A 22522-nucleotide genomic window follows, 5' to 3' on the forward strand; every position below is an offset into this window, starting at 1 on the left:
CGGGAGAGATATGGGCCGTCCAAAGCCTTGTCAACGCGCGAACCTGTCAAGGATTTCATGATTTTGGCGGGTTTTTCACGTTGCGTCCGGGCAGAGGTTGGGCGAGTGTCCGGCCTCCCGAACCGCCCGGTCCTCCGGTCTTTGAGATTCGCGTCATCACGAAGCGAACGCCGGCTCGGTAACCAGCCTTTGACCCATAAGGATTTTCCATGACCGTTTCTCCGAACCGCACAGCCTCCCACACCGGACTGGGCGCGCGACTAGGACTGCTCACATCGGCCGCTGCAATTTGTCTCACGGCCGTTCTGAGCACCGGCCAGCCGCTCCGCGCGCAGGACGCCAACGCCGTGATCGCAAAGGTTAACGGGGCTGAGATCCGCCAGAGCGATCTGACCGTCGCCGAGGAAGAGCTGGGACCGAGCCTCCAGCAGATGGACCCCGCGACCCGCCGCGACAATCTGATCGCCTTCCTGATCGATATGAAAATCGTCGCCAAGGCCGCCGAAGCCAAGAAGATCGGCGACTCGGCAGAGTTCAAGCAGAAAATCGCCTTCGCGCGCGACCGTCTTTTGATGGACAGCCTGCTCGCGACCGAAGGCAAGGCGGCCGTCACCGACGAGGCCATGAAGAAGGTCTATGAGGACGCCACCAAGCAGGTGTCCGGCGAGAAGGAAGTCCGCGCCCGGCACATTCTGGTCCCGACCGAAGAAGAAGCGAAGGCGATCAAGGCCGAGCTGGATAAGGGCGCCGACTTCGCCAAGCTCGCCAAGGAAAAATCCAAGGACCCGGGCGCAGCCGACGGCGGCGATCTCGGCTTCTTCACCAAGGAGCAGATGGTGCCGGAATTCTCCGCCGTCGCCTTCGCGCTCGAGCCCGGCAAGATTTCCGATCCCGTGAAGTCACAGTTCGGCTGGCACATCATCAAGGTCGAGGAAGCCCGCGACCGCAAGCCGCCGGACTTCGAGCAGGTGAAGGGCCAGATCCAGAACTTCGTGATCCGCAAGGCGCAGGCCGACTACGTCACCAAGCTGCGCACCGAAGCCAAGGTCGAGCGCACCGACAAGCCGGCCGATGCTGCCGCTCCGGCTGCCACGCCGGATGCCAAGGCTGCTCCGGCGGCACCGGCGAAGAAGAAGTAAATCGACTTGTTTCCTTCTCCCCGCAAGCGGGGAGAAGGTGGCGAGCGCTTGCGAGCCGGATGAGGGGCCGAATGTTACCGATTTGCCCCTCACCCGACTTTCTCGCTGCGCGCGAAAGCCGACCTCTCCCCGCAGGCGGGGAGAGGTGATACAGAGCGCTCATCCTCACCAAGGAATTGAGCCCTCATGTCCACCGCCGTCTCCCCGCTCGCCCCCACCGATGTTCCTGACATGCCGCAGATCGACGGCGTGCGCCTTGCGACGGCGGCCGCCGGCATCCGCTACAAGAACCGCACCGACGTGCTGCTGGCGCTGTTCGACAAGGGCACCACGGTGGCCGGCGTGTTCACGAAATCGAAGTGCCCGAGCGCCGCGGTGGACTGGTGCCGCGCCAGGCTCAAGGGCGGCGAGGCCCGCGCGCTGGTGGTCAATTCCGGCAATGCCAACGCCTTCACCGGCAAAACGGGAAAGCAGGCAACCACGCTCACCGCATCGATCGCCGCGAAAGCAACCGGCTCGACGCCGGCCAAAATCTTTCTCGCCTCCACGGGAGTGATCGGCGAGCCGCTCGACGCCACCAAGTTCAACGGTGTGCTCGACGATCTCGCAAAGGCCGCCGAACCCGATGGATGGATGAACGCGGCCACCGCGATCATGACCACCGACACTTTCCCCAAGGTTGCGACCGCCACTGTGAAACTCGGCAAGGCCAGGGTCACGATCAACGGCATGGCCAAGGGCGCGGGCATGATCGCGCCGGACATGGCGACGATGCTGTCGTTCATCTTCACCGACGCGCCGATTTCGGCAGGAGCGCTGCAATCACTGCTCAAGACCGGCGTCGAGGATACGTTCAACGCGGTGACCATCGATGGCGACACCTCGACATCGGACACGCTGCTGGCCTTCGCCACCGGCGCCGCGGCAGCACAAGGCGCACCGAAAATCACCCGTGCCTCCGATCCGCGCCTGAAAGCGTTCACCAAGGCCTTCAACGGCATTCTGGCTGATCTCGCCGAACAGGTCGCGCGCGACGGCGAAGGCGCGCGCAAGCTGGTCGAGGTTGTGGTCGAAGGCGCAACATCAAAGACGTCCGCGCGGAAAATCGCGATGTCGATCGCCAACTCGCCGCTGGTGAAGACCGCGATCGCGGGCGAGGACGCCAACTGGGGCCGCGTGGTCATGGCCGTCGGCAAGGCCGGCGAGCCCGCCAACCGCGACAAACTGTCGATTGCGTTCAATGGAATCCGTGTCGCCACCAAGGGCGCGCGCGATCCGTCCTATGATGAGAAGGAAGTCTCCGCGCTGATGAAGCAGCCGAAGATCCAGATCAAGGTCGGGCTTGGTCTCGGCAAGGGCCGCGACCGCGTGCTGACCTGCGATCTCACCAAGGAATATGTTGCCATCAATGGCGACTACCGCTCGTGATCAAACTCGTCCTCGTTGTCGCCTGCGCGCTGATCGACACGGACAACCGCGTCCTGATCGCGCAGCGTCCCGAAGGCAAGACGCTTGCGGGGCTATGGGAATTCCCCGGCGGCAAACTGGAGCCCGGCGAGCGGCCGGAGCCGGCACTGATCCGCGAACTGGCGGAGGAACTCGGCATCAAGGTGGAGGAGCCGTGCCTCGCGCCGCTCACCTTCGCCAGCCACAGCTATGAGACCTTCCATCTGCTGATGCCGCTTTACATCTGCCGGAAGTGGGAAGGCACCGTGACGCCGCACGAAGGCCAGCAGCTCGCATGGGTGCGCGCCAACAAGCTGCGCGATTACCCGATGCCGCCCGCGGACATTCCGCTGATTGCGCATCTGACGGATTTGCTGCTGTAGGCGCGGCGATCTCTTCCCTCCGTCATTCCGGGATGCGCCGAAGGCGCAGGCCCGGAATCCATGATTGCGACGATCTCCTGAGTGGCTATGGATTCCGGGCTCGCGCAACGCGCGCCCCGGAGCGACGAGTGGGGAAATCCGACCTCGAAACATTTCGTGATGGGGATACGCGTCCCCGTGTTCTGAAGCGCGCTTAAGTTCGCGATGTCCTGTTCGTGAGGGGCGCTTCTCGAGGGCGCTTTGAAGCGGAGCAGGATGCGGCGCCTGCGCGCACGGTTCGCACCCGTTGCGTCCGGGAGGCTGGGGTCACCGTCCGGGCCAACTATGTGGCTCTGCCGTTCGCCGGCTGGACGCGGAGCGGACGAAGGCGGCGAAAGCCGTCCGGATCAGGGGTCGAGTAACCTCCCCCGTCCGCACCCGGAAGTACGGTCCCCTCGCCCAAAATCGCCGCAATGGAGCGCCGCAAGGCGATGCGCTTCCGGACCTCACATCGCCTCGCACGCGATGCCGGAAGCGAGACGATACAAAGGTGCGCCTCGCGGCGCTCCATGCCCCTCGTATTGAGGGCGCGAACGAGGCAGGCCTCGCGCGCGCGGTGAGGGGCAAAACGAAAAGCTCACCTCGCGCGATGCGCGAGAACGAATCCGCACGCCTTTCGTTGGCGCGAATGGGGCAAGCCCGACACGCGCATGCTGTTTGAAAATTGAATCGGAAAAGCCGAAGTGACGTAAACTGTCACGTCACACTCCAGTCGTCCCCGCGCAGGCGGGGACCCGTAACCACCATCCTCAGTGAAGACCAAGAAAGAGTTGCCCCGCGATCGCAACAGCACTGAAGACCCAGGGAGTATGGGTCCCCGCCTGCGCGGGGACGACATCGAGAAAAATCACGTCGTATCCTTGCGCGCCTTGTTCACCGCGTCCGCCAGCGACATTTTAGCCGAACCGGGCCTGAGCGGCTTCTGCTGGCTGTCGTGCGGCGCCCATCCCGACAGCCAGACCACATCGAACGTCGCGCGGATGCGTCCGTCGGGATCGGAAAACCGCTCGGCATAAACCTGCGCCATCTTCAGAAACGTGGCGCGGCGCGACGGCGTGCGGCGGCGCTCGTTCAGAATGTTGGTCGCGCCCATGCGCCGCAAATCCTGCATCAGCGCAAACGCGTTGTCGTAGCGCACGACGATGCGGTCCACATCGGTTACCGGCAGTGCGAAGCCGGCGCGTTGCAACAGCGCGCCCAGATCACGCAGATCGGCGAACGGCGCGACCCGCGGCGACACGCCGCCTTCCACCTCGGCTTCAGCCGCAGCGAAGGATTGCCGCAGTTCGGTCAGCGTCTCGCCGCCGATCGTCGCGGCGAGAAACAGCCCGTCAGGCTTCAGGGCGCGCCGGATCTGCGCCAGCACACCCGGCAAGTCATTGACGAACTGCAGCGCCAGCGCCGAGACCACGAGATCGACGGAGCTTGGCGCAAGCGCCAGCGGCTCGGTATCAGAGACCGGCAGCACCACCGCACGCAACTGCCGGACATTGCCTCTCAGCGCGTCACGCACCTGGTCGCCGGATGTGCCGAGATCGATGCCGTCGGAAAATTCGCGAAGCACCGCCTGCTGCCGCTCCGCCATGTCCTCGGCCACGCGGTCGAGCAGGAAGGACGCGGCCCCGTACTTCACCGCGCGAGTCTGCCGGTCGCGCAGCAGGGCGCGATCGAACAGGCGCGGCGGCATTTCGGTCGAAGGCGAGGTCATGGCCGTTGGTACGCCCTCGGAGACTGGTCTGGCAATTGCCTGCGTGCCGATAGGGCAAGCGCGTGTTAGAATCGGACCACTGGCCGCGCTTGTTTCCGGCAAGGACAGCAACTAGCCTCTGGCGGCGGGGAAATCATGTCGGGGCTCGATCAGGCATCGTCACATCCTTCAGGCCGGTTGCGTCAGCCGCTGCTTGGCATGCTTCGAACCGCCCTCACCTCACTGCCGCGGCTTGCTCTCGACATTGCCCTGCCGACGCTTTGTGTGTCGTGCCGCGAGCCCGTCTCCGGCGAAGGTGTTTGTGCGGCCTGCTGGGCCAAACTGTCGTTCATCGCGCCGCCGTTCTGCGCACGGCTCGGGATACCCTTCGTCTACGATCCGGGACCCGGCCTGTTGTCGATGCAGGCCATCGCCAATCCACCGGCCTATCAGCGCGCGCGCGCCGCGGTCCGGTACGACGAGGTGGCGCGGACCATGGTCCATGCCCTGAAGTATCAGGACCGCACCGATCTGGCGCCGGCCATGGGGCGATGGATGGCGCGCGCCGGTCAGGAGCTTCTCGGCGAGGCCGATGCACTTGTCCCCGTGCCGCTGCATTGGCGGCGCGGATGGAGCCGCCGCTACAACCAGTCCGGCGCGCTGGCGGCGGTGATCGGCAAATCCGCACATCTGCCGGTGCTCGGGAACGCCCTGCGCCGGGTGCGGCCGACGCTGCAACAGGTCGGTCTTTCCAAGGCTGACCGCGCACTCAACGTGCAAGGCGCGTTCAAGGTGCCTTTAGAGAACAAATCTGCCGTGCAGGGCCGCCGGATTGTGCTGATTGATGATGTTTTGACCTCCGGCGCGACGGTCGATGCCTGCGCCCGTGCGCTGCTGCGGGCCAGGGCTGCATCGGTGGATGTGCTGGTGTTCTCACGGGTTGTGGACACGCTCCAGAGCCCCATATAATTTGGGTACTTCCCGTTTCACAAAGGCAAGCCATGCCCGCAGTCGTCGAGATCTACACCCGCCCCGGATGCGGCTATTGCAGCGCTGCCAAGTCGCTGCTGAACCGCAAGAGTGCGACCTTCACCGAGTTCGATGTGGCGGTCGATCCGAACTGGCGCGCCGAGATGGTCCAACGCTCGAACGGCGGCGCGACGTTTCCGCAAATCTTCATCGACAAGCAGCATGTCGGCGGCTGCGACGAACTCTATGCGCTCGACCGCGAAGGCAGGCTCGACGGCCTGCTCGCCGGTCAGAAGGTATCTTCATGACAGCCATCATCGAAAGCGGCGCTCCGTTCACCGCAGCCATGGTGCAGATGCGCACCGCGATGCTGCCGGAGACAAGCCTTGCCCAGGGAATCGAGCTGATCCGTGAAGCCAAGGCCAAGGGTGCGGACTACGTCCAGACACCTGAAGTCACCAACATCATCCAGCAGAACCGCAAGGCGCTGTTCGAACTGCTGGCGAACGACGAAGACGACCGTTCGCTTAAGGCCTATCGCGACCTCGCGCGCGAACTGAAAATCTACCTGCACATCGGATCGATTGCGGTACGCGCTACACCGGAACGCGCAGCCAATCGTTCGTTCCTGATCGCGCCGGACGGCACCATCCTTGCCAGCTACGACAAGATTCACATGTTCGATATCGAACTCGACGGCGGCGAGAGCTACCGCGAGTCCGCCAACTATCAGCCGGGCGAAACCGCCGTCATCTCCGATCTGCCGTGGGGCCGGATCGGGCTGACGATCTGCTACGATGTTCGCTTCCCCGCGCTCTACCGTGCGCTCGCGGAGGCCGGTGCATCGTTCATTGCGGTGCCGTCCGCTTTTACGGTCAGGACCGGCGAAGCGCACTGGAGCACGCTTCTGCGTGCCCGTGCCATCGAGAACGGCTGCTTCATCTTCGCGGCCGCGCAGGCCGGCAAACACGAAAGCGGCCGCGAAACCTACGGCCATTCGCTGATCGTCGATCCATGGGGTGAAATCCTCGCGGAAGGCGGCACCGAACCCGGCGTGGTGCTGGCGAAGATCGATCCGGCGAAAGTGCAGGCGGTCCGCAAGAGCATCCCGTCTCTGCAGCATGGCCGCCGCTTCGGCCTCGCCGACCCGAAGGCCGGGCCGGAACATCTGCATCTCGTACGAGGATCGGCATGATCCGCTATGCGCTGCGCTGTGAGCGCGGCCACGCATTCGACAGCTGGTTTCAGAGTTCCGCAGCTTACGACAGCCAGCGCAAGCGCGGGCTTGTCGCCTGCCCCGTCTGTGAATCCATCAAGGTCGATAAGGCAATCATGGCCCCGCGCATCGCGCGCAAGGGGAAATCCAAATCGGCGCCGGAGCCGGTAGCCCCAGCGGCCGACGACACCACATCGACATCGCTGGTGATGGCGCCGCAGGAACGCGAGCTTGTGGCCAAACTGAGAGAGTTGCGCGACACCGTCCTCAGGAATGCCGACAATGTCGGCAACAAGTTCCCCGAGGAAGCCCGCAGGATGCACTACGGCGACACCGAGCATCGCGCGATCTACGGCGAGGCAACCACCGAAGAGGCGCGCGCGCTGATCGACGAAGGCATCGAAGTGGCTCCTCTTCCTGTGCTGCCGGGCGACAGGAATTAAGGCACGTGCTCATGAAGCGGCAGGTCTACTCCGGCGTGGTCGCGCACGGCTGCCTGGCAGAAGCCCCGACCGAGCACACCCCGGCCACGTAGATCTCGACCATCCTCTCGAAGCTCTCGTCATACGAATGGACTTGCGAGAATGAGCCCAGGATCTGATGCATGGTAAAGCCGCGCACTAAGCTGCGAAGCATATACCAAGCGCTTTCTGCGTGTTGCCCATGCACTCCACATTCAGCGAGAATAGATTTAATGAAGTCGTAAAGTTCTTTGTCGCCTGCCCGCCACTCGGCACAATCAATTGTGGCCGTTCTGGATGTGGCAGCCCACAAGGCGGGACGGTCCAACGCATACTGTCGCATTTCTCGGGCAACCGACTTCAAGGCGTCAAATGACGTTTGGTCCTTGCATGCTGTCTTCAACCTAACGAGAAGGTCACGATACCCCTTTATGGCGAAGAATCTCCGCAATTCCGGAAACGGATAACGCTTGTCGCCGCAAAAATCCTTTACCTCTGAGGCGAGATCTCTAGCGAGCAGTTGATCCCAGGATGCCGACAACATTTGATCAACGCTAAAGCTACGTTCGCTCATAAATCCAGACTCGCGTTCAGGAGGAAGGTCGGTTGTCTTCGCAGATACAAGACTTCGATCAGGTTGCCGCGTGTGCTGACTCTCCTGCATTGTTTGGAGACCAACCTTGGAGGGGGCGTGAATAAGAGGTGGAACTGGGTGAGATCGCCCGGAAGAATCGCCTCAATTTGGGCACCGAGGTCCCAAACGCTCAAGACCCGGCAGTTTGTGGCCCACAATCCATCGACCGACGTGCATCTCGCATAAAGTGGAGTGGAGAAAGATACGCGCTTCGGCTTCGCCAGACTCAAGGACGGAAACCCCAGCGTCTGCCTGGTCCTCGACTCATTTGCGAGGACAATGGCTCGTAGGCGGGAAAAGTTTCCCGCCTCTACTGGCAGTTGTTCTGACAGTTGAGTCGCCTGACGGTCGTGAATCGTCGGTCGTTGCATCTGCAGCCCGTATTTTTGCTAATGGCGGCGAAAAAGTCCTAGGTTCCCTGCGAGTGAACGTCCAACAACAGAATTTCGAGTTGCGTTTGTTCCTAGCAAATGGTGTGTGCTTGTATTCGGCTACCATGGATCAATTCGTCGGCTACGCGACGGGTTAAGGAACGGCAACCAGTTGAAAGCGATATTCTCCACCTCCGCGGTTCACCCCCGCGACCGATTTGATTTTTGGCACAGCGTCGCCTGCAGGGAGATCATCGGTCATGACTCTGTGCCGGAAAACCGGGCGACATTTCAGGCCGAGATCAAAGCCTCGAACTTCGGCAATCTGGACCTTGTTGAATTCAACAACTCGCCGATGCAGGTCGCTCACACCTTGGCCCATGTCGGGCGCACCAGCCCGGACACAGTGTTCCTGTGTTACCAGTTGTCGGGTAAAATCTTTATCGTCCAGAACGCGCGCGAGGTTAACCTGGACGCCGGTTCGCTGACACTTCTTGAGCCGCGCTTGCCTTATGATGCGCGGTTTTCGCGAGATTCGAAAACCCTTGTTATCAAGGCTCCGCGTCGCGAGCTACGCGCACGAATAGGTGGTTGCCAGGATTTGATCGGGCGCCGTGTGTCGACAGAGCGGGCGGACGATGATCTGGCACTTTCTGTTGCCGCAAAGCTGCCATTGCTCGCTGGGAGGATAACTTCTTTAATGGAAGAGATGGTCGGAAATCATGTCCTCGACTTAATCGGATTATCCATTGCGAGAACAACAGGGAGCGCGACTGCTCGCGTCTCAAATCCAAAAGCGTTGTTGCTGGGACAGATTCGTGCAGTGGTCGAAGCGAGGCTCACCGATCCCGACCTCGACGGACAGAAGGTCGCCGATATTGTCGGAATAAGCGTCCGATATGCGAACGCAATTCTTGCCGAACAGGATCTCTCGCTTCACCGTCTCATTCTGTCCAGGCGGCTCTCACATTGCCGGGTTGCTCTCGAAGATCCCAACCAGATGCACCGAACCATAGCCGAAATCGCGCAGGGATGGGGGTTTTCGGACATGACGCACTTTGGCCGCTGCTTTAAAGCAGCGTATGGGGCTTCACCGCGCGAGTATCAGAAATCGGCGGCGCAATCTCGGCAAGATGGGCGGCTCTGACCCTGGGCGCGCATCGAGAGAAAAAAGTGGCGACCTCCATCGGCGGTCCGCTAGGGTAACCCGACGAGGCGCAATGGCTCGGCGCTCATGAGTCTGCGTCCTGGATCAAACCTGGGAGCCACCCGAGAACCTGATATGAGCCCCGATTCGATGTCCTGGTCCGGTTCATGGCAGATGTGGGCGCTGCTGTCGGCGGTGTTTGCCGCGCTCACCGCGATTTTCGCCAAGGTCGGCGTCGAGGACATCAACCCGGATCTGGCGACGTTCATCCGCACGATCATCGTGCTGGCGAGCTTCGCGGTCATTCTCTTCGCCACCGGACAGTTCAGCGCACCCGGTCCCATCTCAACGAGAACCTGGACATTCCTCGTGCTGTCCGGGCTCGCAACCGGCGCGTCGTGGCTCTGTTACTTTCGCGCGCTCAAGCTTGGGCCAGCGACGCTCGTGGCGCCGATCGACAAGCTGAGCGTGGTGCTGGTCGCGCTGTTCGCTTTTCTGTTTCTTGGCGAGCGGCCGTCCGCAACGGGATGGCTCGGGATCGTGCTGATCGCGGCGGGCGCGGTGCTTCTTGCGGTGAAGAAGTAACTTAAACCGCCACCAGCATCGCCACGCCGATCAGGATCAGCGCGATACCGGATATTTCCCGCGCCGAGATGGGCTGCTTCATCGAATAATAAGCCGCCACTTGCGCGAACAGCACCTCGACCAGCGCCAGCGTCCGCACATTCGCAGCGGCAGTGAGCGCGAAGGCAAGAAACCAGAACAGCGACGCGAACGATCCCATGAAGCCGGCAAACATCGACGGCTTCCAGAGCCGGAAGATCGCCGTCATGGTGCCCGGTGCGCGCACGATCAGCCAGCCTGACAGGACGATGGTTTGCATCAGCAGGGTCGCAACCAGCGTCACGCTTGCGGCGGTAACGAAGCTGACGCCGGTCACATTGAGAATGGCGCCGCGATAGCCCACCGCCGATAGTGCAAAGAACGACGCCGCCAGCAATCCCAGCGCGGTCGGCTTCAGGGTGCCGAAGCCCTTCATGCCGCCAGGCCGCAGCGCGGTAATCACCACACCGATGGTGGCGATCAGAATGGCCGCCACCTTCAACACCGTGAGATGGTCCGCGAGGAACACAAATCCGAAGATCGCCGCCTGGATGGCCTCGGTCTTCAGATATGCCGTCGTCACCACGAACGAGCGCTCGTTCATCGCCATCAGCATCAGGGCAGTGGCAAGAATCTGCGCCATGCCGCCGACCAGGAGCCACGCCCAGAACACCGTCTCGGGCCACGACAGCCGGTCGCCATTCACGGCGAGGATCAGCCCAAGAAAGACAAGCGAAAACGGAAATCCGAACAGGAATCGGATATGGGTCGCACCCAGCGTGCCAAGCTGAGCCGTCAGCCCGCGCTGCATGGCGTTGCGCACGACCTGACCTGCCGCCGCGAGCAGGGTGAAGGGTATCCAGAGCCAAACGAACTGGGTCATGATGAGGGACAGGGCCAGAACGGCGGGAGCGCTGCATCCCAGAGGGCCATTGTCAGCGGCCCCCGGTCAACCGGCAAGATCTCATGCAGGCGCTGCACGATCCTAAACCGCCGCCTCCGCGATCACCATGTAGTTCACGTCCATGTCGGACGAGAGGCTCCACCGGTCGGCCAGCGGATTGTAGACCACGCCCGCCTGATCGCTGATGGCGAGCTTGTTGCGCTCGAGATGATGCGTCAGTTCGGCCGGCGTGACGAACTTGTCCCATTGATGGGTGCCGCGCGGCAGCCAGCGCAGAATGTATTCCGCGCCGACGATGGCAAGGGCAAAACTCTTCCAGGTGCGGTTGATGGTCGAAACCACCATCATGCTGGTCGGCTTGAGCAGCGCCGCGCAGCGATCGAGAAACATCCCGACATTGGCGACGTGTTCGACAACCTCCATCGCCAGCACGATGTCGAACCGTTCACGCGGGTCCATCTCTTCGATGGTCGTGCAGCGGTAGTCGATGCTGAGGTGACCCCGTTCGGCATGAAGTTTGGCAACCGCGATGTTGGTGGCCGACGGATCGACACCGATCACCTGCGCGCCGAGACGGGTCAGCGGCTCGCACAGCAGGCCTGCGCCGCAGCCGATATCAAGGATGCGCAATCCCGACAGACAGTTCAGACTTTTCGGGTTGCGGTCGAACTTGCGGCACGCCGCGTCGCGGATATAGGCCAGCCGCAACGGATTGATCTTGTGCAGCGGCGCCATCTTGCCCTTCGGATCCCACCACTGTTCGGACAGTTCGGAGAACCGCGCGACTTCGCCGGGATCGACCGTGGACGCAGATGGAGAATTTGTACTCATAACGGGCGTTTACCGGGTTATCGACAATGCCTGCCGAAAATTTAGCGTGCCGTAATATGATTGCGGAATTCGATCGGCGCACCGATCATCTTTATCGTCTTCGTGCCCTCTCCGACACCGTTAACCCTGACATCTCCCCATCCAAAAATCCGGCCCAGGATGCTCTGGCTGACATCGACGCTTTCGATTTTATCGAGGCTCATCTCAAAGGTCTGGCGCTTGATGAAGCCTTCCTTGTGGACCACCCGCAGCGACGTCACGTCCGTTTCCGTCGTCCAACGCTGGAACCAGGCCCGAAACAGCAGGAAGCCGCCCACAAGCGCCAGAAGGGCGCTCAACGCCAGGAGCGGGAAGATGACCCCGCCGCCCGAACCGACCAGACAGGCCGCGGAGGCGGCCAGGCAAACCAGTCCCGGAAGATAGACGATCCCGTGAATCGTGGTGGAATACAGAATCTTCTCGCCTGGCTGCAGGATATCGTCGATATAGCGGCTCATTCCCGTCCCGTGTTGCTTGCTCGCGACCTGATGGGTATGTATAGCCGCCTTTTCGGGGCCGTGCTGCCGTTTTGCGCGGAACTGGCCCCTTACTGACAACCAGCCTAACCGGGACCGCACCATTCACCATGGGCCGCCTTGTGATGAAATTCGGCGGCACCTCCGTCGCCAACATCGACCGCATCCGCAACGTCGCACAGCACGTGAAGCGCGAGGTCGATGCCGGTCATGACGTCGCCGTTGTCGTGTCTGCCATGTCCGGCAAAACCAACGAACTGGTGGCCTGGGCCACAGAGACCTCGCCGCTGCACGACGCGCGTGAATACGACGCCATCGTGGCGTCAGGCGAACAGGTCACGTCCGGTCTGCTGGCCATTGCGCTGCAGTCGCTGGGCATCCAGGCCCGCTCGTGGCAGGGCTGGCAGATTCCGATCCATACCAGCGACGCGCATGCGTCCGCCCGCATCACCGGCATCGACGGCAGCGAGCTGATCAAGCGTTTCAAAGAACGCAAGGAAGTCGCCGTGATCGCCGGCTTCCAGGGCATCCACGAAGCGACGGGCCGCGTGACCACGCTCGGCCGCGGCGGCTCCGATACATCCGCCGTTGCGATTGCGGCTGCGATCCACGCCGACCGCTGCGACATCTACACCGATGTCGACGGCGTCTACACCACCGATCCACGCGTGGTGCCGAAAGCGCGGCGGCTGGAGAAGGTCGCGTTCGAGGAAATGCTGGAAATGGCGTCGCTTGGCGCCAAGGTGCTGCAGGTCCGCTCCGTGGAGCTGGGCATGGTTCACAACGTGCCGGTGTTCGTGCGCTCGAGCTTCGACAAGCCGGAAGATATCGATCCCCACGGCACGCCGCCGGGAACGCTGATTTGCAGCGAGGAGGAAATCATGGAAAGCCAGGTCGTCACCGGGATCGCGTTCTCAAAGGACGAAGCCCAGATTTCCGTGCGCCAGATCGAGGACAAGCCAGGCATCGCAGCCGCGATTTTCGGGCCGCTTGCGGATGCGAGCATCAATGTCGACATGATCGTGCAGAACGTGTCCGAGGACGGCAAATACACCGACCTCACCTTCACCGTTCCGGCCTCCGAATACAGCCGCGCCAAGGACACCATCACCAAGGCGAAGGACAAGATCGGCTACAAGGCGATGGACTCGGCCACCGACGTCGCCAAGGTTTCGGTGATCGGCATCGGCATGCGCAGCCACGCCGGCGTCGCCGCGCAGGCCTTCAAGGCGCTGTCCGAGCGCAACATCAACATCCGCGCCATCACCACATCCGAGATCAAGTTCTCGCTGCTGATCGACGCGGCCTATACCGAACTGGCCGTCCGGACGCTGCATACGCTCTACGGGCTGGATCAGGCCTAAGCCCGATCCTGCCTTGCACGCCGCCGCGGCATTTTGCCGAGGACATTTTGCTGGACTGCCTCTCATCTTTGGCAGGTGTTTTGCTTGGCAAAACGCGCCTCAATTCGATATAGCCTCAGGATAAGGCACCCGCGCCCGCGCCTCTGGTTCTGGACCGTCTGCTACGTCCCAAAATCGGCCAAGCGGTCCACGCGAGACCTGAAAAGTCGTTATTTTACTGCTAGTTAACGCTATGGCAGCCGGTTGCGGGCCGTGCTGGAATTGCGGGTAAGGATGTCAACGGATGCGGAGCGCGCTGGGAGGCCCCCGCGTCTTGTTGAGACGGCTCCGCGAAGTGATGGCCGAACAGGTCAGCGCTCAGGAACGGCTCGACAAGATCGTGGTGCTGATCGCCGCCAACATGGTGGCGGAGGTCTGCTCGACCTACGTGCTGCGCGTCGACAACACCCTTGAGCTCTATGCCACCGAAGGTCTGAACCGGGACGCGGTCCACCAGACCGTGCTGAACGCCCACGAAGGCCTTGTCGGTCTCGTTGCCTCCGAGGCGACGCCGCTGAACCTGTCGAACGCGCAGTCGCATCCGGCATTCTCGTACCGCCCGGAAACCGGCGAAGAAATCTATCACTCGTTCCTCGGTGTGCCGATCCTGCGATCGGGCAACACGCTCGGCGTGCTGGTGGTGCAGAACCGCGCTCACCGCACCTACGTCGAGGAAGAAGTCGAAGCGCTGCAGACCACCGCCATGGTGGTCGCGGAAATGATCGCCTCGGGCGAGCTGTCGGCCATCGCCAAGCCTGGTGCCGAGCCGGCGGCACGTCATTCGCTGCACAAGACCGGCGCGATCCTGTCGGATGGCATCGCGCTCGGCCATGTCGTGCTGCACGAGCCGCGCGTCGTCATCACCAACTACATCGCCGAGGATCTGCCGAAGGAACTCAAGCGGCTCGACACGGCGATCCTGAAACTGCGCTCCGATCTCGACCGCATGCTGGAACGCGGCGATGTCGCCGAAGGCGGCGAGCACCGCGACGTGCTTGAAGCCTACCGCATGTTCGCCAACGACCAGGGCTGGCAGCACAAGCTGCATGAGGCGGTGGCGACGGGCCTGACAGCGGAAGCCGCCGTTGAGCGCGTGCAGTCCGATACCCGGGCGCGCATGCTGCGCTCGACCGATCCCTATCTGCGCGACCGCCTGCATGATCTGGAAGACCTCGGCCATCGCCTGATGCGGCAACTGGTGGGACAGGATCACGCGCCCTCGCGCGAGCAGTTGCCCGACAACGCCATCCTGATCGCGCGCTCGATGGGCCCGGCTGCATTGCTCGATTACGACCGCAAGCGGCTACGCGGTCTTGTGCTGGAAGAAGGCACTGCCAACTCGCATGTGTCCATCGTCGCGCGCGCGCTCGGCATTCCGGCAGTCGGTGAAGTGGCGAACGCCGCAGGCATCGCCGATCCCGGCGACGCGATCATCGTCGATGGCACGTCGGGTTCGATCTACATCCGTCCGTCACAGGAAATCCAATCCGCCTACGCCGAGCGGGTGCGCTTCCGCGCACGCCGTCAGGAACAGTACCGCGAATTGCGGGACAAGCCCTGCGTCACGAAAGACGGCCAGCCCGTCGACTTGATGATCAACGCCGGCCTCATCATCGACCTGCCCCATATCGACGACACGGGCTCATCCGGCATCGGACTGTTCCGCACCGAGTTGCAGTTCATGGTCGGCCAGAGCCTGCCGCGCACCAGCGAGCAGCTTGCGCTGTATCGTTCGGTGCTGGATGCGGCCGGCGACAAGCCGGTGACCTTCCGCACGCTTGATATCGGCGGCGACAAGGCGCTGCCGTACATGGATACGATCGTGGAAGAGAACCCGGCGCTCGGCTGGCGCGCGATCCGGCTCGGCCTCGATCGTCCAGGCCTGCTCCGCGGGCAGATCCGTGCGCTTTTGCGTGCGGCTTCGGGAAGATACTTGCGCGTCATGTTCCCGATGATTTCGCAGGTCGATGAATTCGATCAGGCCAAGCTCGTCATAGAGCGCGAACTGACCTATCTGCGCCAGCACGGACATACGCTGCCCGAGCGGGTCGATGTCGGCACCATGGTCGAGGTCCCGGCGCTGCTCTATCAGATGGATGAACTGCTCACGCGGGTCGACTTCATTTCGGTCGGCTCGAACGACCTGTTCCAGTTTCTGTTCGCGGTCGATCGCGGCAACTCGCGGGTCACCGACCGCTTCGACACGCTGTCGGCGCCGATCCTGCGGGCCCTGCGCGACATCGCGAAGAAGGCCAATGCGGCAGGCAAGTCCGTCTCGCTGTGCGGCGAGATGGCCTCGCAGCCGCTCGGCGCACTGGCGCTGATCGCGCTGGGCTACCGCTCGCTGTCGCTGTCGGCGACGGCGCATGGTCCGGTGAAGGCTCTGATTCTCGATCTCGACGCAAAGAAAGCCGAGGCCATGATTATGCCGCTGCTGGATGCGCCGGCCGGAAGCGTATCGATTCGCAGCAAGCTGATGGAATTCGCCGAAGCCGAAGGGCTTTCGTTGTAGCGACGCTTCTGGACAGTTCCGAAGCCCGCCGCTGAATTCATCCCGACCGATCGAGACCTATGACCACACTGCCCGAAATCAAACTCGATGCGTTGCTGGCGCGTCATGCCTCGCTTGAAGCCGAACTGCTCGGCCAGGTGAATTCGGAAACCTATGTTCGCATCACCCGCGAACTGAGCGAACTGACGCCGGTGGTCGATGCGGTGAAGGCGTATCGTTCGGCAGTCGACGAGATCGCCGGCATCGATGCACTGATCGCCGATCCTGCCACCGAACCGGACATGCGGGCGATGGCGGAGGGTGAACGGCCGCAGCTTGAAGCCCGGCGCGACGAACTCGCGCAGGATATTCGCATCGCGCTGTTGCCCAAGGACGCGATGGACGAGCGCAACGTGATGCTCGAAATTCGCGCCGGCACCGGCGGCGATGAAGCCTCGCTGTTCGCCGGCGACCTGTTCCGCATGTACGAACGCTTCGCGGCGCTGCAGGGCTGGAAGGTGGATCTGATTTCCGCCTCCGAGGGCACCATGGGCGGCTACAAGGAAATCGTCGCCGAGGTGCAGGGCCGCGGCGCATTCGCGAAGCTGAAATTCGAATCCGGCGTACACCGCGTGCAGCGCGTGCCCGATACCGAAACCCAGGGCCGCATCCACACGTCGGCTGCGACCGTGGCCGTGCTGCCTGAAGCTGAAGAAGTCGACGTCGCCATCAAGAGTGACGACCTGCGGATTGAGACCATGCGCGCACAGGGCGCCGGCGGACAGCATGTCAACAAGACTGAATCCGCAATCCGCATCACGCACATTCCGACCGGCATCGTCGTCAACATGCAGGACAGCCGCTCCCAGCATAAGAATCGCGCCAGCGCGATGAACATTTTGCGCTCACGCATCTATGACGCCGAGCGGCAGCGTATCGACGCCGAACGCTCCGCCGAACGCAAGGGCCAGGTCGGGTCCGGCGACCGCTCCGAACGGATCCGGACCTACAATTTTCCGCAGGGCCGCGTCACCGACCACCGGATCAACCTCACGCTCTACAAATTGCCGCAGGTGATCGCGGGCGATGCGCTCGGCGAACTGGTTGATGCGCTGACCACCGAACATCAGGCAAAGCTGCTTGCAGAACAGGGCAACGCGCTGTGAGCGCGAGCGACCCGTTCGCCGGATTGACGATAGAAGCGTCCCGCCGCGCGCTCGCGGCTCAATTCAAGGCACGCGGTATCGAGACCCCTGAACTCGATGCGCGGCTGCTGATCGGCGCCGCGCTCGATCTCGATCACACCGCCCTCGCCGCACAGGCGGCGCGCCTCATCACCAGCCAGGAATCGAAAGCGATCGCACGGTTCGCTCAGCGCCGGATGGCGCATGAACCGGTGGCACGCATTCTGGGCCGCAAGGAATTCTGGGGTCTTGATTTCCGGCTTTCCGCGGCGACGCTGGTCCCGCGTCCCGATACCGAAACCGTCATTGAGGCCGCGCTTGAATTCTTCCAAAACTCCCGAGCAAGCGCGGTGCGCATCGCAGATATCGGCACCGGCTCCGGCGCCATTCTGCTGGCACTGCTGTCCGAATTTCCGGAAGCAACAGGCGTCGGCACTGACATCAGCGCGGAGGCTCTCGCAACTGCGGAGTTGAATGCACGCCGCTTCGATCTCGCCGGCCGGGCTTCGTTCGTCCAATGCGACTATGCGGCCGCGCTGTCCGGTCCGTTCGATCTCATCGTCTCGAATCCGCCCTACATCCCTTCCTCGCACATCGCGACCCTCGACCACGATGTCCGCGATCACGACCCGATTCTGGCGCTGGACGGGGGCACGGACGGTCTGGATGCCTATCGTGCAATCATACCTCAGGCAGCCGCCCTGCTCGGCCCTGGTGGGGTCCTGATCGTCGAGACCGGGCACGATCAAAGCACGCCTGTGAGCGATCTGATGCGCGCGGCGAAATTAACTCTCCCACGGCCGCCTGTGGCCGATCTGGGCGGCATTCACCGTGCCGTCATGGGGCGAAAAGCGGCATTTTAAAGGGTATCCGGGCCAGAAAAAACCTCTTGGAATATTGCCCCGGAGCGACTACGTTCCGGCCACAGCATCGGTTCAGGGTCGTGGCCCCCGTTCATACGGGCCGAGCCAGAAGTCTCGAGAGGGACGCCCGCCGAGTGAAAGGTTCCTACAAAGGCAGGTCATGACGAGCGCGAAGGCTGAAAGAGCTGCGCTGCTTGAGACCTCGAAGCGAACGAAAGCCTGATATTGCGCTTGAACAATCAACCGCTCAACGTCACGCCTGAAGGCTCAGGCTGATCCGGCCCAGACGGCTCATTGCCTGCGGGCATTTGGAGAACGCGTCCTTGTTGAACGCGAAATACGGCAACTACGGTCTGACTATTTACGGTATCGCCGCCTGCGCGAATGCATCGCGCCGTGTCCGCATATCAATCATCACGATCCAGAATCGGTAAAAGGCACCACATGAGAAACGGCCCGAACAACAACAAGCGTATGCGTAGCCGGAACAACAACAATAATAATAACAATAACAACAACCGGCGCGGCCAGAACCCGATGACCCGGGTTTTCGAGTCCAACGGACCGGACATCAAAATTCGCGGCACCGCCTCTCATGTTGCGGAAAAGTACGTCCAGCTCGCGCGCGATGCGCGCTCGTCCGGTGATCCGGTCGCCGCTGAAAACTACTACCAGCATGCCGAACACTATTTCCGTCTGATCGCCGCGGCGCAGGAACAGTTCCGCCAGAACCAGCCGCAACAGCAGCAGCCGATGCCGCGCCAGGACGGCGACGCCCTCGACGACAATGGCGACGACAGCGACAGCTACTCCAATTTCGGCGCTGAGCCCGGCTTTGTTCCGTCGCAACAGCAGCAGCCGCAGTTCCAGCCGCGCGAGTCCCAGCCGTATCCGCGCGAACAGCATCAGCCGCGTGAGCAGAACTTCCGTGATCGCGATCAGCGTCCGCAGCCTTCGGCACAGCCCGCGGAAGGCGATCAGGTCGATCGGCTTCCATCCTTCATTACGGGTGGAGCCCAGCCGCAGCCAAACGGAAACAGTGCTGAAGGCAACGGCAATCCGGGTGGCGAGCGCTTCGGTCATCGCCGCCGCCGCCGGCCGCCTGGCCCGCGTCCTGAAGGTCAGGCCCAGCCTGCGGGCGAAGATATCAATTCAGCCAGCGAATAAGCCTGTTCGATGATTTTGGGATTTAGCTGCCCGCCTGAGCGCTTCTCAGGCGGGCAGCTTTCGTTTAGCCGGCCGCAGGCCGGTCATCGCGCCGTGTCGGCGTCGGCAAGAGAACCGGCGGCATCGACGGAATAAGACGCGTGCGCTCGCGATGTGCCGGGATCGCGCGGTAGACCTGCTTCGATGCTTCCACGATGTGAACGCCGGCAAACGGCGACGACACCGCCGCGCTCATCCGCTCCCACGCCATTGCCGAACGAAGCACCCATCCGCCCTGAAATGGGGGCACGAACAGCGCTTCGCCCCATGCGGTCGGCGTGAACCACGTCTGTCTCAGCAATTGCGTAATCTGCGAGCGCGAATACGGACGGCCGTGTCCGAACGGCGTATTGTCGGTCCGCGTCCACACGCCGCGGCGGTTGGGGATAATGGCCATCATCCGTCCCGACGGCGCCAGCACGCGCCAGACTTCGCGCAGCAGGCCTTCCGGATCGTCGGATATTTCCAGCGCATGAACCAGCAGGATGCGGTCGATCGCGGCGTCCGCCAAAGGCAGCGCGAACTCGTCGACCAGCGTCGACAACGTCGGCCGTGCCGTGGGCCATTTGAGAACGCCCTGAGCGGCGGGCATCAGCGCGATGCACCGCTCCGCATCCTCGCGAAACAGGCCAAGATACGGCGTCGGATAACCAAGCCCCGCCACGCGCAGGCCATCCGCCTGCGGCCAGTGCCGCTGGATGCCGCGATTGATCAAACGCCGTGCCACCGCGCCAAGGCGCTGCGAATAGAAATTCCGCAGATCGATCACATCGATTGTCATGATCCCAGCCTATCACGGGGAACAGCGCCGTGCAGCGGCCGCGCGGCCATCCCAGCAACGGCGTTAACGCATTTCACTCGCGAATGAGGGCGTGTTAGCCTGTGCCATCACGACAAATGGAGCCGTCATGACTGCCGAGATTCGCCTGTTTCCCTGCCTCTCCGACAATTTCGGCTATCTCATTCACGATCCGGTCACCAAGGCCACCGCCTCGATCGACGCGCCGGAAGCGGCTCCCATCATCAAGGCGTTGCAGCGCGAGGGCTGGACGCTGACCGACATTCTGGTCACCCATCATCATATGGACCATGTCGGCGGCATCGCCGAACTCAAGGAAAAATACAATTGCCGCGTGGTGGCACCGCACGACAAGGCCGCGGCGATTCCGCTGGTCGATGAACGCGTCAAGGAAGGCGATACCGTCAAGGTCGGCAACCTCACTGCGCGCGTGCTCGAAACCCCGGGCCATACGCTCGATCACATCAGCTACGTGTTCGACGCGGACCGCGCGCTGTTTTGTGCCGACACCCTGTTCTCGATCGGCTGCGGCCGCGTCTTCGAGGGCACCTATCCGATGATGTGGGACTCGCTTCTGAAGCTGCGCGCATTGCCGAACGACATGCGCGTCTATTGCGGCCACGAGTACACCGCATCAAACGTCAAGTTCGCGCTGGGCATCGAGCCGAACAATCCGGCGTTGAAGGCACGCGCCGAGGAAGTGGCGAAACTGCGTGCAGCAAACCAGCCGACGATCCCGACCCTGATCCGCGACGAGAAGGAAGCCAATACGTTCCTTCGTGCGGACGTTCCATCCGTTGCCGCCGCTGTCGGCCTCGCGGGCAAGAGCCCCGCAGACGTTTTCGGCGAACTGCGCGAACGCAAGAACAAGGCATGATGCGCGAACCACCCGCAGTGACGGCCGACGCCATCGTCGCGCGCCTCGGCCTGCAGCCACATCCTGAAGGCGGCTACTATCGCGAGACGTTTCGCGATACCCGCACCATCGATGGCGGCCGGGCCGTATCTACTGCGATCTACTTCCTGCTGGCGCGGGGCCAGACATCACACTGGCATCGCGTCGATGCCGTCGAAATCTGGCACTACCATGCCGGCGATCCGCTGATACTGCGGATCGCCGATGACGGCGGCGAACGCGCCATCCGGCTTGGATCGGATCTCAATGCCGGCGAACAACCGCAAGCTGTTGTACCTGCTCACGCATGGCAGGCCGCGGAGAGCACCGGCGACTGGACGCTGGTCGGCTGCACTGTGGCGCCCGGATTTGACTTTGCAAGGTTTGAGCTCGCGCCGCCGGATTGGTCACCGGCTTAAGGGGATCGTTTGACGATCATGTCCTTCGCCGCGATCAACCCCCCGCCCGCGATCAGCGCGGCGGCGATGGCGAGTGTTGCGGTTGGCTTCGCAAAGCCGGCCATGATCAGAAACGCGGTCGACAGCACGGGCGTGGCATAAGAGGCTGCGCCCAATACGCGAATATCGCCGCGCTTCATGCCGATGTCCCATACAAAGAATGCGATACCTACCGGTCCGATCCCGAGTGCCACGATCGCAAGCCATTGCGTCATCGTCTCCGGCCAAACCGTCGTCTCAAGAACGAGATGGCCCACCGTCGCGAGCAGCGCGGTGGCAAGGCAAAATCCGGCAACCGCGTCGGTCGGCACCGCCGACAGCTTGCGCGACATCACCGAATAGCCGGCCCAGACAAATGCCGCGATAAACGCTGCGATAAAGCCGGGAATATGCGCGGGATCGGGTGACGATCCGGTCTTTCCCGTGAACAGCAGGATCGTCCCGGCGAAGCCGAGAAGCGCGCCGACGATGTGATGCGGCGCCAGCCGCTCGCCCGGCAACAGCGAAGACAACAGCACGATCAGGAGCGGCCAGAGATAATTCAGCAGTCCCGCTTCCGCCGGCGGCGCGAGGCGCAGCGCCAGAAAGTACAGCGCGTGATAGCCGAACAGCCCGCCAATGCCTACCAGCCACACCAGCAACGGTTGCCGCAACGCGCGAATGGCTGATGGCCGCCACAGCCATGTCAGCGGGCCGATGCAGGCACCGATGGCGAATGTCATCGCCAGTAATTGAAACGGCGGCACGCGGCCCGTCGCCACGGTGAGCGCGGCGAGCAGCGACCACATCACAATGGCAGCGAGGCCGACAAGGGTGGCGGTTGAGGACGTCATCGCGGATCAATGCCATTCAATCCGCGATAACGCCATATCCAGAGG

The 22522-nt window shown here is 62.6% G+C and carries 23 protein-coding genes; 16 read left to right on the plus strand and 7 right to left on the minus strand.

Annotated features, from left to right (window positions below):
• Positions 1-209: 209 nt before the first annotated feature.
• The 3 genes from AC1RM7_RS12410 (at position 210) to AC1RM7_RS12420 (ending at position 2968) form a co-directional block, all read left to right on the plus strand.
• Positions 210-1139 carry a peptidylprolyl isomerase gene (locus AC1RM7_RS12410; RefSeq protein WP_024922056.1) on the plus strand — a complete coding sequence of 310 codons (930 nt, stop codon included), beginning with the start codon at positions 210-212 and terminating at the stop codon, positions 1137-1139.
• 186 nt (positions 1140-1325) lie between these two features.
• Entirely contained in the window at positions 1326-2567 is a 1242-nt protein-coding gene (argJ, locus tag AC1RM7_RS12415; RefSeq protein WP_024922055.1) for a bifunctional glutamate N-acetyltransferase/amino-acid acetyltransferase ArgJ, read from the plus strand.
• Positions 2564-2968 carry a (deoxy)nucleoside triphosphate pyrophosphohydrolase gene (locus AC1RM7_RS12420; protein ID WP_006022438.1) on the plus strand — a complete coding sequence of 135 codons (405 nt, stop codon included), beginning with the start codon at positions 2564-2566 and terminating at the stop codon, positions 2966-2968. The genes argJ and AC1RM7_RS12420 overlap by 4 nt, the downstream gene beginning before the upstream one ends.
• An 886-nt stretch (positions 2969-3854) precedes the next feature.
• On the opposite strand, the gene AC1RM7_RS12425 is transcribed toward AC1RM7_RS12420, so the two are convergent.
• Positions 3855-4715, minus strand: a complete 861-nt coding sequence (locus tag AC1RM7_RS12425) for a methyltransferase domain-containing protein (RefSeq protein ID WP_024921762.1) — start codon at positions 4713-4715, stop codon at positions 3855-3857.
• Between the two features lie 135 nt (positions 4716-4850).
• Here AC1RM7_RS12425 and AC1RM7_RS12430 point away from each other — a divergent pair, with 135 nt between their 5' ends.
• Genes AC1RM7_RS12430 through AC1RM7_RS12445 form a run of 4 tightly spaced genes read left to right on the plus strand, consistent with a single transcriptional unit; the run spans position 4851 to position 7322 of the window.
• The gene (locus tag AC1RM7_RS12430) at positions 4851-5663 is read left to right on the plus strand and encodes a ComF family protein (protein ID WP_024921761.1); all 813 of its coding nucleotides are present in this window, start codon (positions 4851-4853) and stop codon (positions 5661-5663) included.
• Positions 5664-5695: 32 nt separating this feature from the next.
• Positions 5696-5971 (plus strand): glutaredoxin 3, encoded by a 276-nt coding sequence (grxC, locus tag AC1RM7_RS12435; protein WP_024921760.1) that lies wholly within the window; start codon positions 5696-5698, stop codon positions 5969-5971.
• Positions 5968-6858 (plus strand): carbon-nitrogen hydrolase family protein, encoded by an 891-nt coding sequence (locus AC1RM7_RS12440; RefSeq protein ID WP_024921759.1) that lies wholly within the window; start codon positions 5968-5970, stop codon positions 6856-6858. The genes grxC and AC1RM7_RS12440 overlap by 4 nt, the downstream gene beginning before the upstream one ends.
• Positions 6855-7322 (plus strand): DUF1178 family protein, encoded by a 468-nt coding sequence (locus AC1RM7_RS12445; protein WP_024921758.1) that lies wholly within the window; start codon positions 6855-6857, stop codon positions 7320-7322. Before AC1RM7_RS12440 ends, AC1RM7_RS12445 begins: the two co-directional genes overlap by 4 nt.
• Positions 7323-7347: 25 nt before the next feature.
• Here the strand turns inward: AC1RM7_RS12445 and AC1RM7_RS12450 are convergent, their stop codons facing one another.
• Positions 7348-7914, minus strand: coding sequence for a TetR-like C-terminal domain-containing protein (locus AC1RM7_RS12450; RefSeq protein WP_024921757.1), 567 nt, complete (start codon positions 7912-7914; stop codon positions 7348-7350).
• A gap of 603 nt (positions 7915-8517) precedes the next feature.
• Between AC1RM7_RS12450 and AC1RM7_RS12455 the strand changes: the two genes are divergently transcribed.
• Together AC1RM7_RS12455 and AC1RM7_RS12460 are read left to right on the plus strand one after the other, a co-directional pair.
• Entirely contained in the window at positions 8518-9492 is a 975-nt protein-coding gene (locus AC1RM7_RS12455; RefSeq protein WP_034461104.1) for an AraC-like ligand-binding domain-containing protein, read from the plus strand.
• A 135-nt stretch (positions 9493-9627) separates the two neighbouring features.
• Positions 9628-10077: an EamA family transporter gene (locus tag AC1RM7_RS12460; protein ID WP_006022446.1), complete on the plus strand. Its 450-nt coding sequence runs from the start codon at positions 9628-9630 to the stop codon at positions 10075-10077.
• A 1-nt stretch (position 10078) separates the two neighbouring features.
• Here AC1RM7_RS12460 and AC1RM7_RS12465 read toward each other — a convergent pair whose 3' ends face one another.
• The 3 genes from AC1RM7_RS12465 to AC1RM7_RS12475 all read right to left on the minus strand — a co-directional run bounded on the left by AC1RM7_RS12465 (position 10079) and on the right by AC1RM7_RS12475 (position 12327).
• Positions 10079-10978 carry a DMT family transporter gene (locus AC1RM7_RS12465; protein ID WP_492837694.1) on the minus strand — a complete coding sequence of 300 codons (900 nt, stop codon included), beginning with the start codon at positions 10976-10978 and terminating at the stop codon, positions 10079-10081.
• Between the two features lie 102 nt (positions 10979-11080).
• A complete protein-coding gene (gene ubiG, locus AC1RM7_RS12470) occupies positions 11081-11830 on the minus strand; it encodes a bifunctional 2-polyprenyl-6-hydroxyphenol methylase/3-demethylubiquinol 3-O-methyltransferase UbiG (RefSeq protein ID WP_006022448.1) in 750 nt (249 codons plus the stop codon).
• A 41-nt stretch (positions 11831-11871) separates the two neighbouring features.
• Positions 11872-12327 carry a PH domain-containing protein gene (locus AC1RM7_RS12475; protein WP_024921414.1) on the minus strand — a complete coding sequence of 152 codons (456 nt, stop codon included), beginning with the start codon at positions 12325-12327 and terminating at the stop codon, positions 11872-11874.
• Positions 12328-12455: 128 nt separating this feature from the next.
• On the opposite strand from AC1RM7_RS12475, the gene AC1RM7_RS12480 reads away from it, so the two are divergent.
• The 5 genes from AC1RM7_RS12480 (at position 12456) to AC1RM7_RS12500 (ending at position 19453) form a co-directional block, all read left to right on the plus strand.
• Positions 12456-13709 carry an aspartate kinase gene (locus AC1RM7_RS12480; protein WP_024921413.1) on the plus strand — a complete coding sequence of 418 codons (1254 nt, stop codon included), beginning with the start codon at positions 12456-12458 and terminating at the stop codon, positions 13707-13709.
• A gap of 283 nt (positions 13710-13992) precedes the next feature.
• Positions 13993-16260 carry a phosphoenolpyruvate--protein phosphotransferase gene (ptsP, locus tag AC1RM7_RS12485; RefSeq protein ID WP_024921412.1) on the plus strand — a complete coding sequence of 756 codons (2268 nt, stop codon included), beginning with the start codon at positions 13993-13995 and terminating at the stop codon, positions 16258-16260.
• Positions 16261-16319: 59 nt separating this feature from the next.
• Complete coding sequence (gene prfA, locus AC1RM7_RS12490) at positions 16320-17405, plus strand: peptide chain release factor 1 (RefSeq protein WP_024921411.1); 1086 nt, start codon at positions 16320-16322, stop codon at positions 17403-17405.
• On the plus strand, positions 17402-18286 hold the full coding sequence (gene prmC, locus AC1RM7_RS12495; RefSeq protein ID WP_492837691.1) for a peptide chain release factor N(5)-glutamine methyltransferase: 885 nt from the start codon (positions 17402-17404) through the stop codon (positions 18284-18286). Before prfA ends, prmC begins: the two co-directional genes overlap by 4 nt.
• A 444-nt stretch (positions 18287-18730) precedes the next feature.
• Positions 18731-19453: a DUF4167 domain-containing protein gene (locus AC1RM7_RS12500; RefSeq protein WP_024921409.1), complete on the plus strand. Its 723-nt coding sequence runs from the start codon at positions 18731-18733 to the stop codon at positions 19451-19453.
• A gap of 64 nt (positions 19454-19517) precedes the next feature.
• Here AC1RM7_RS12500 and AC1RM7_RS12505 read toward each other — a convergent pair whose 3' ends face one another.
• The gene (locus AC1RM7_RS12505) at positions 19518-20273 is read right to left on the minus strand and encodes a methyltransferase domain-containing protein (RefSeq protein ID WP_006022455.1); all 756 of its coding nucleotides are present in this window, start codon (positions 20271-20273) and stop codon (positions 19518-19520) included.
• 127 nt (positions 20274-20400) lie between these two features.
• Here AC1RM7_RS12505 and gloB point away from each other — a divergent pair, with 127 nt between their 5' ends.
• Together gloB and AC1RM7_RS12515 are read left to right on the plus strand one after the other, a co-directional pair.
• Positions 20401-21168 (plus strand): hydroxyacylglutathione hydrolase, encoded by a 768-nt coding sequence (gene gloB, locus AC1RM7_RS12510; RefSeq protein WP_006022456.1) that lies wholly within the window; start codon positions 20401-20403, stop codon positions 21166-21168.
• Positions 21168-21605 carry a cupin domain-containing protein gene (locus AC1RM7_RS12515; protein ID WP_024921408.1) on the plus strand — a complete coding sequence of 146 codons (438 nt, stop codon included), beginning with the start codon at positions 21168-21170 and terminating at the stop codon, positions 21603-21605. Before gloB ends, AC1RM7_RS12515 begins: the two co-directional genes overlap by 1 nt.
• On the opposite strand, the gene yddG is transcribed toward AC1RM7_RS12515, so the two are convergent.
• Positions 21602-22477: an aromatic amino acid exporter YddG gene (gene yddG / locus AC1RM7_RS12520; RefSeq protein ID WP_024921407.1), complete on the minus strand. Its 876-nt coding sequence runs from the start codon at positions 22475-22477 to the stop codon at positions 21602-21604. The genes AC1RM7_RS12515 and yddG overlap by 4 nt on opposite strands.
• Positions 22478-22522: the final 45 nt, after the last annotated feature.

This window comes from Afipia sp. GW822-FHT03D08, assembly GCF_058801645.1.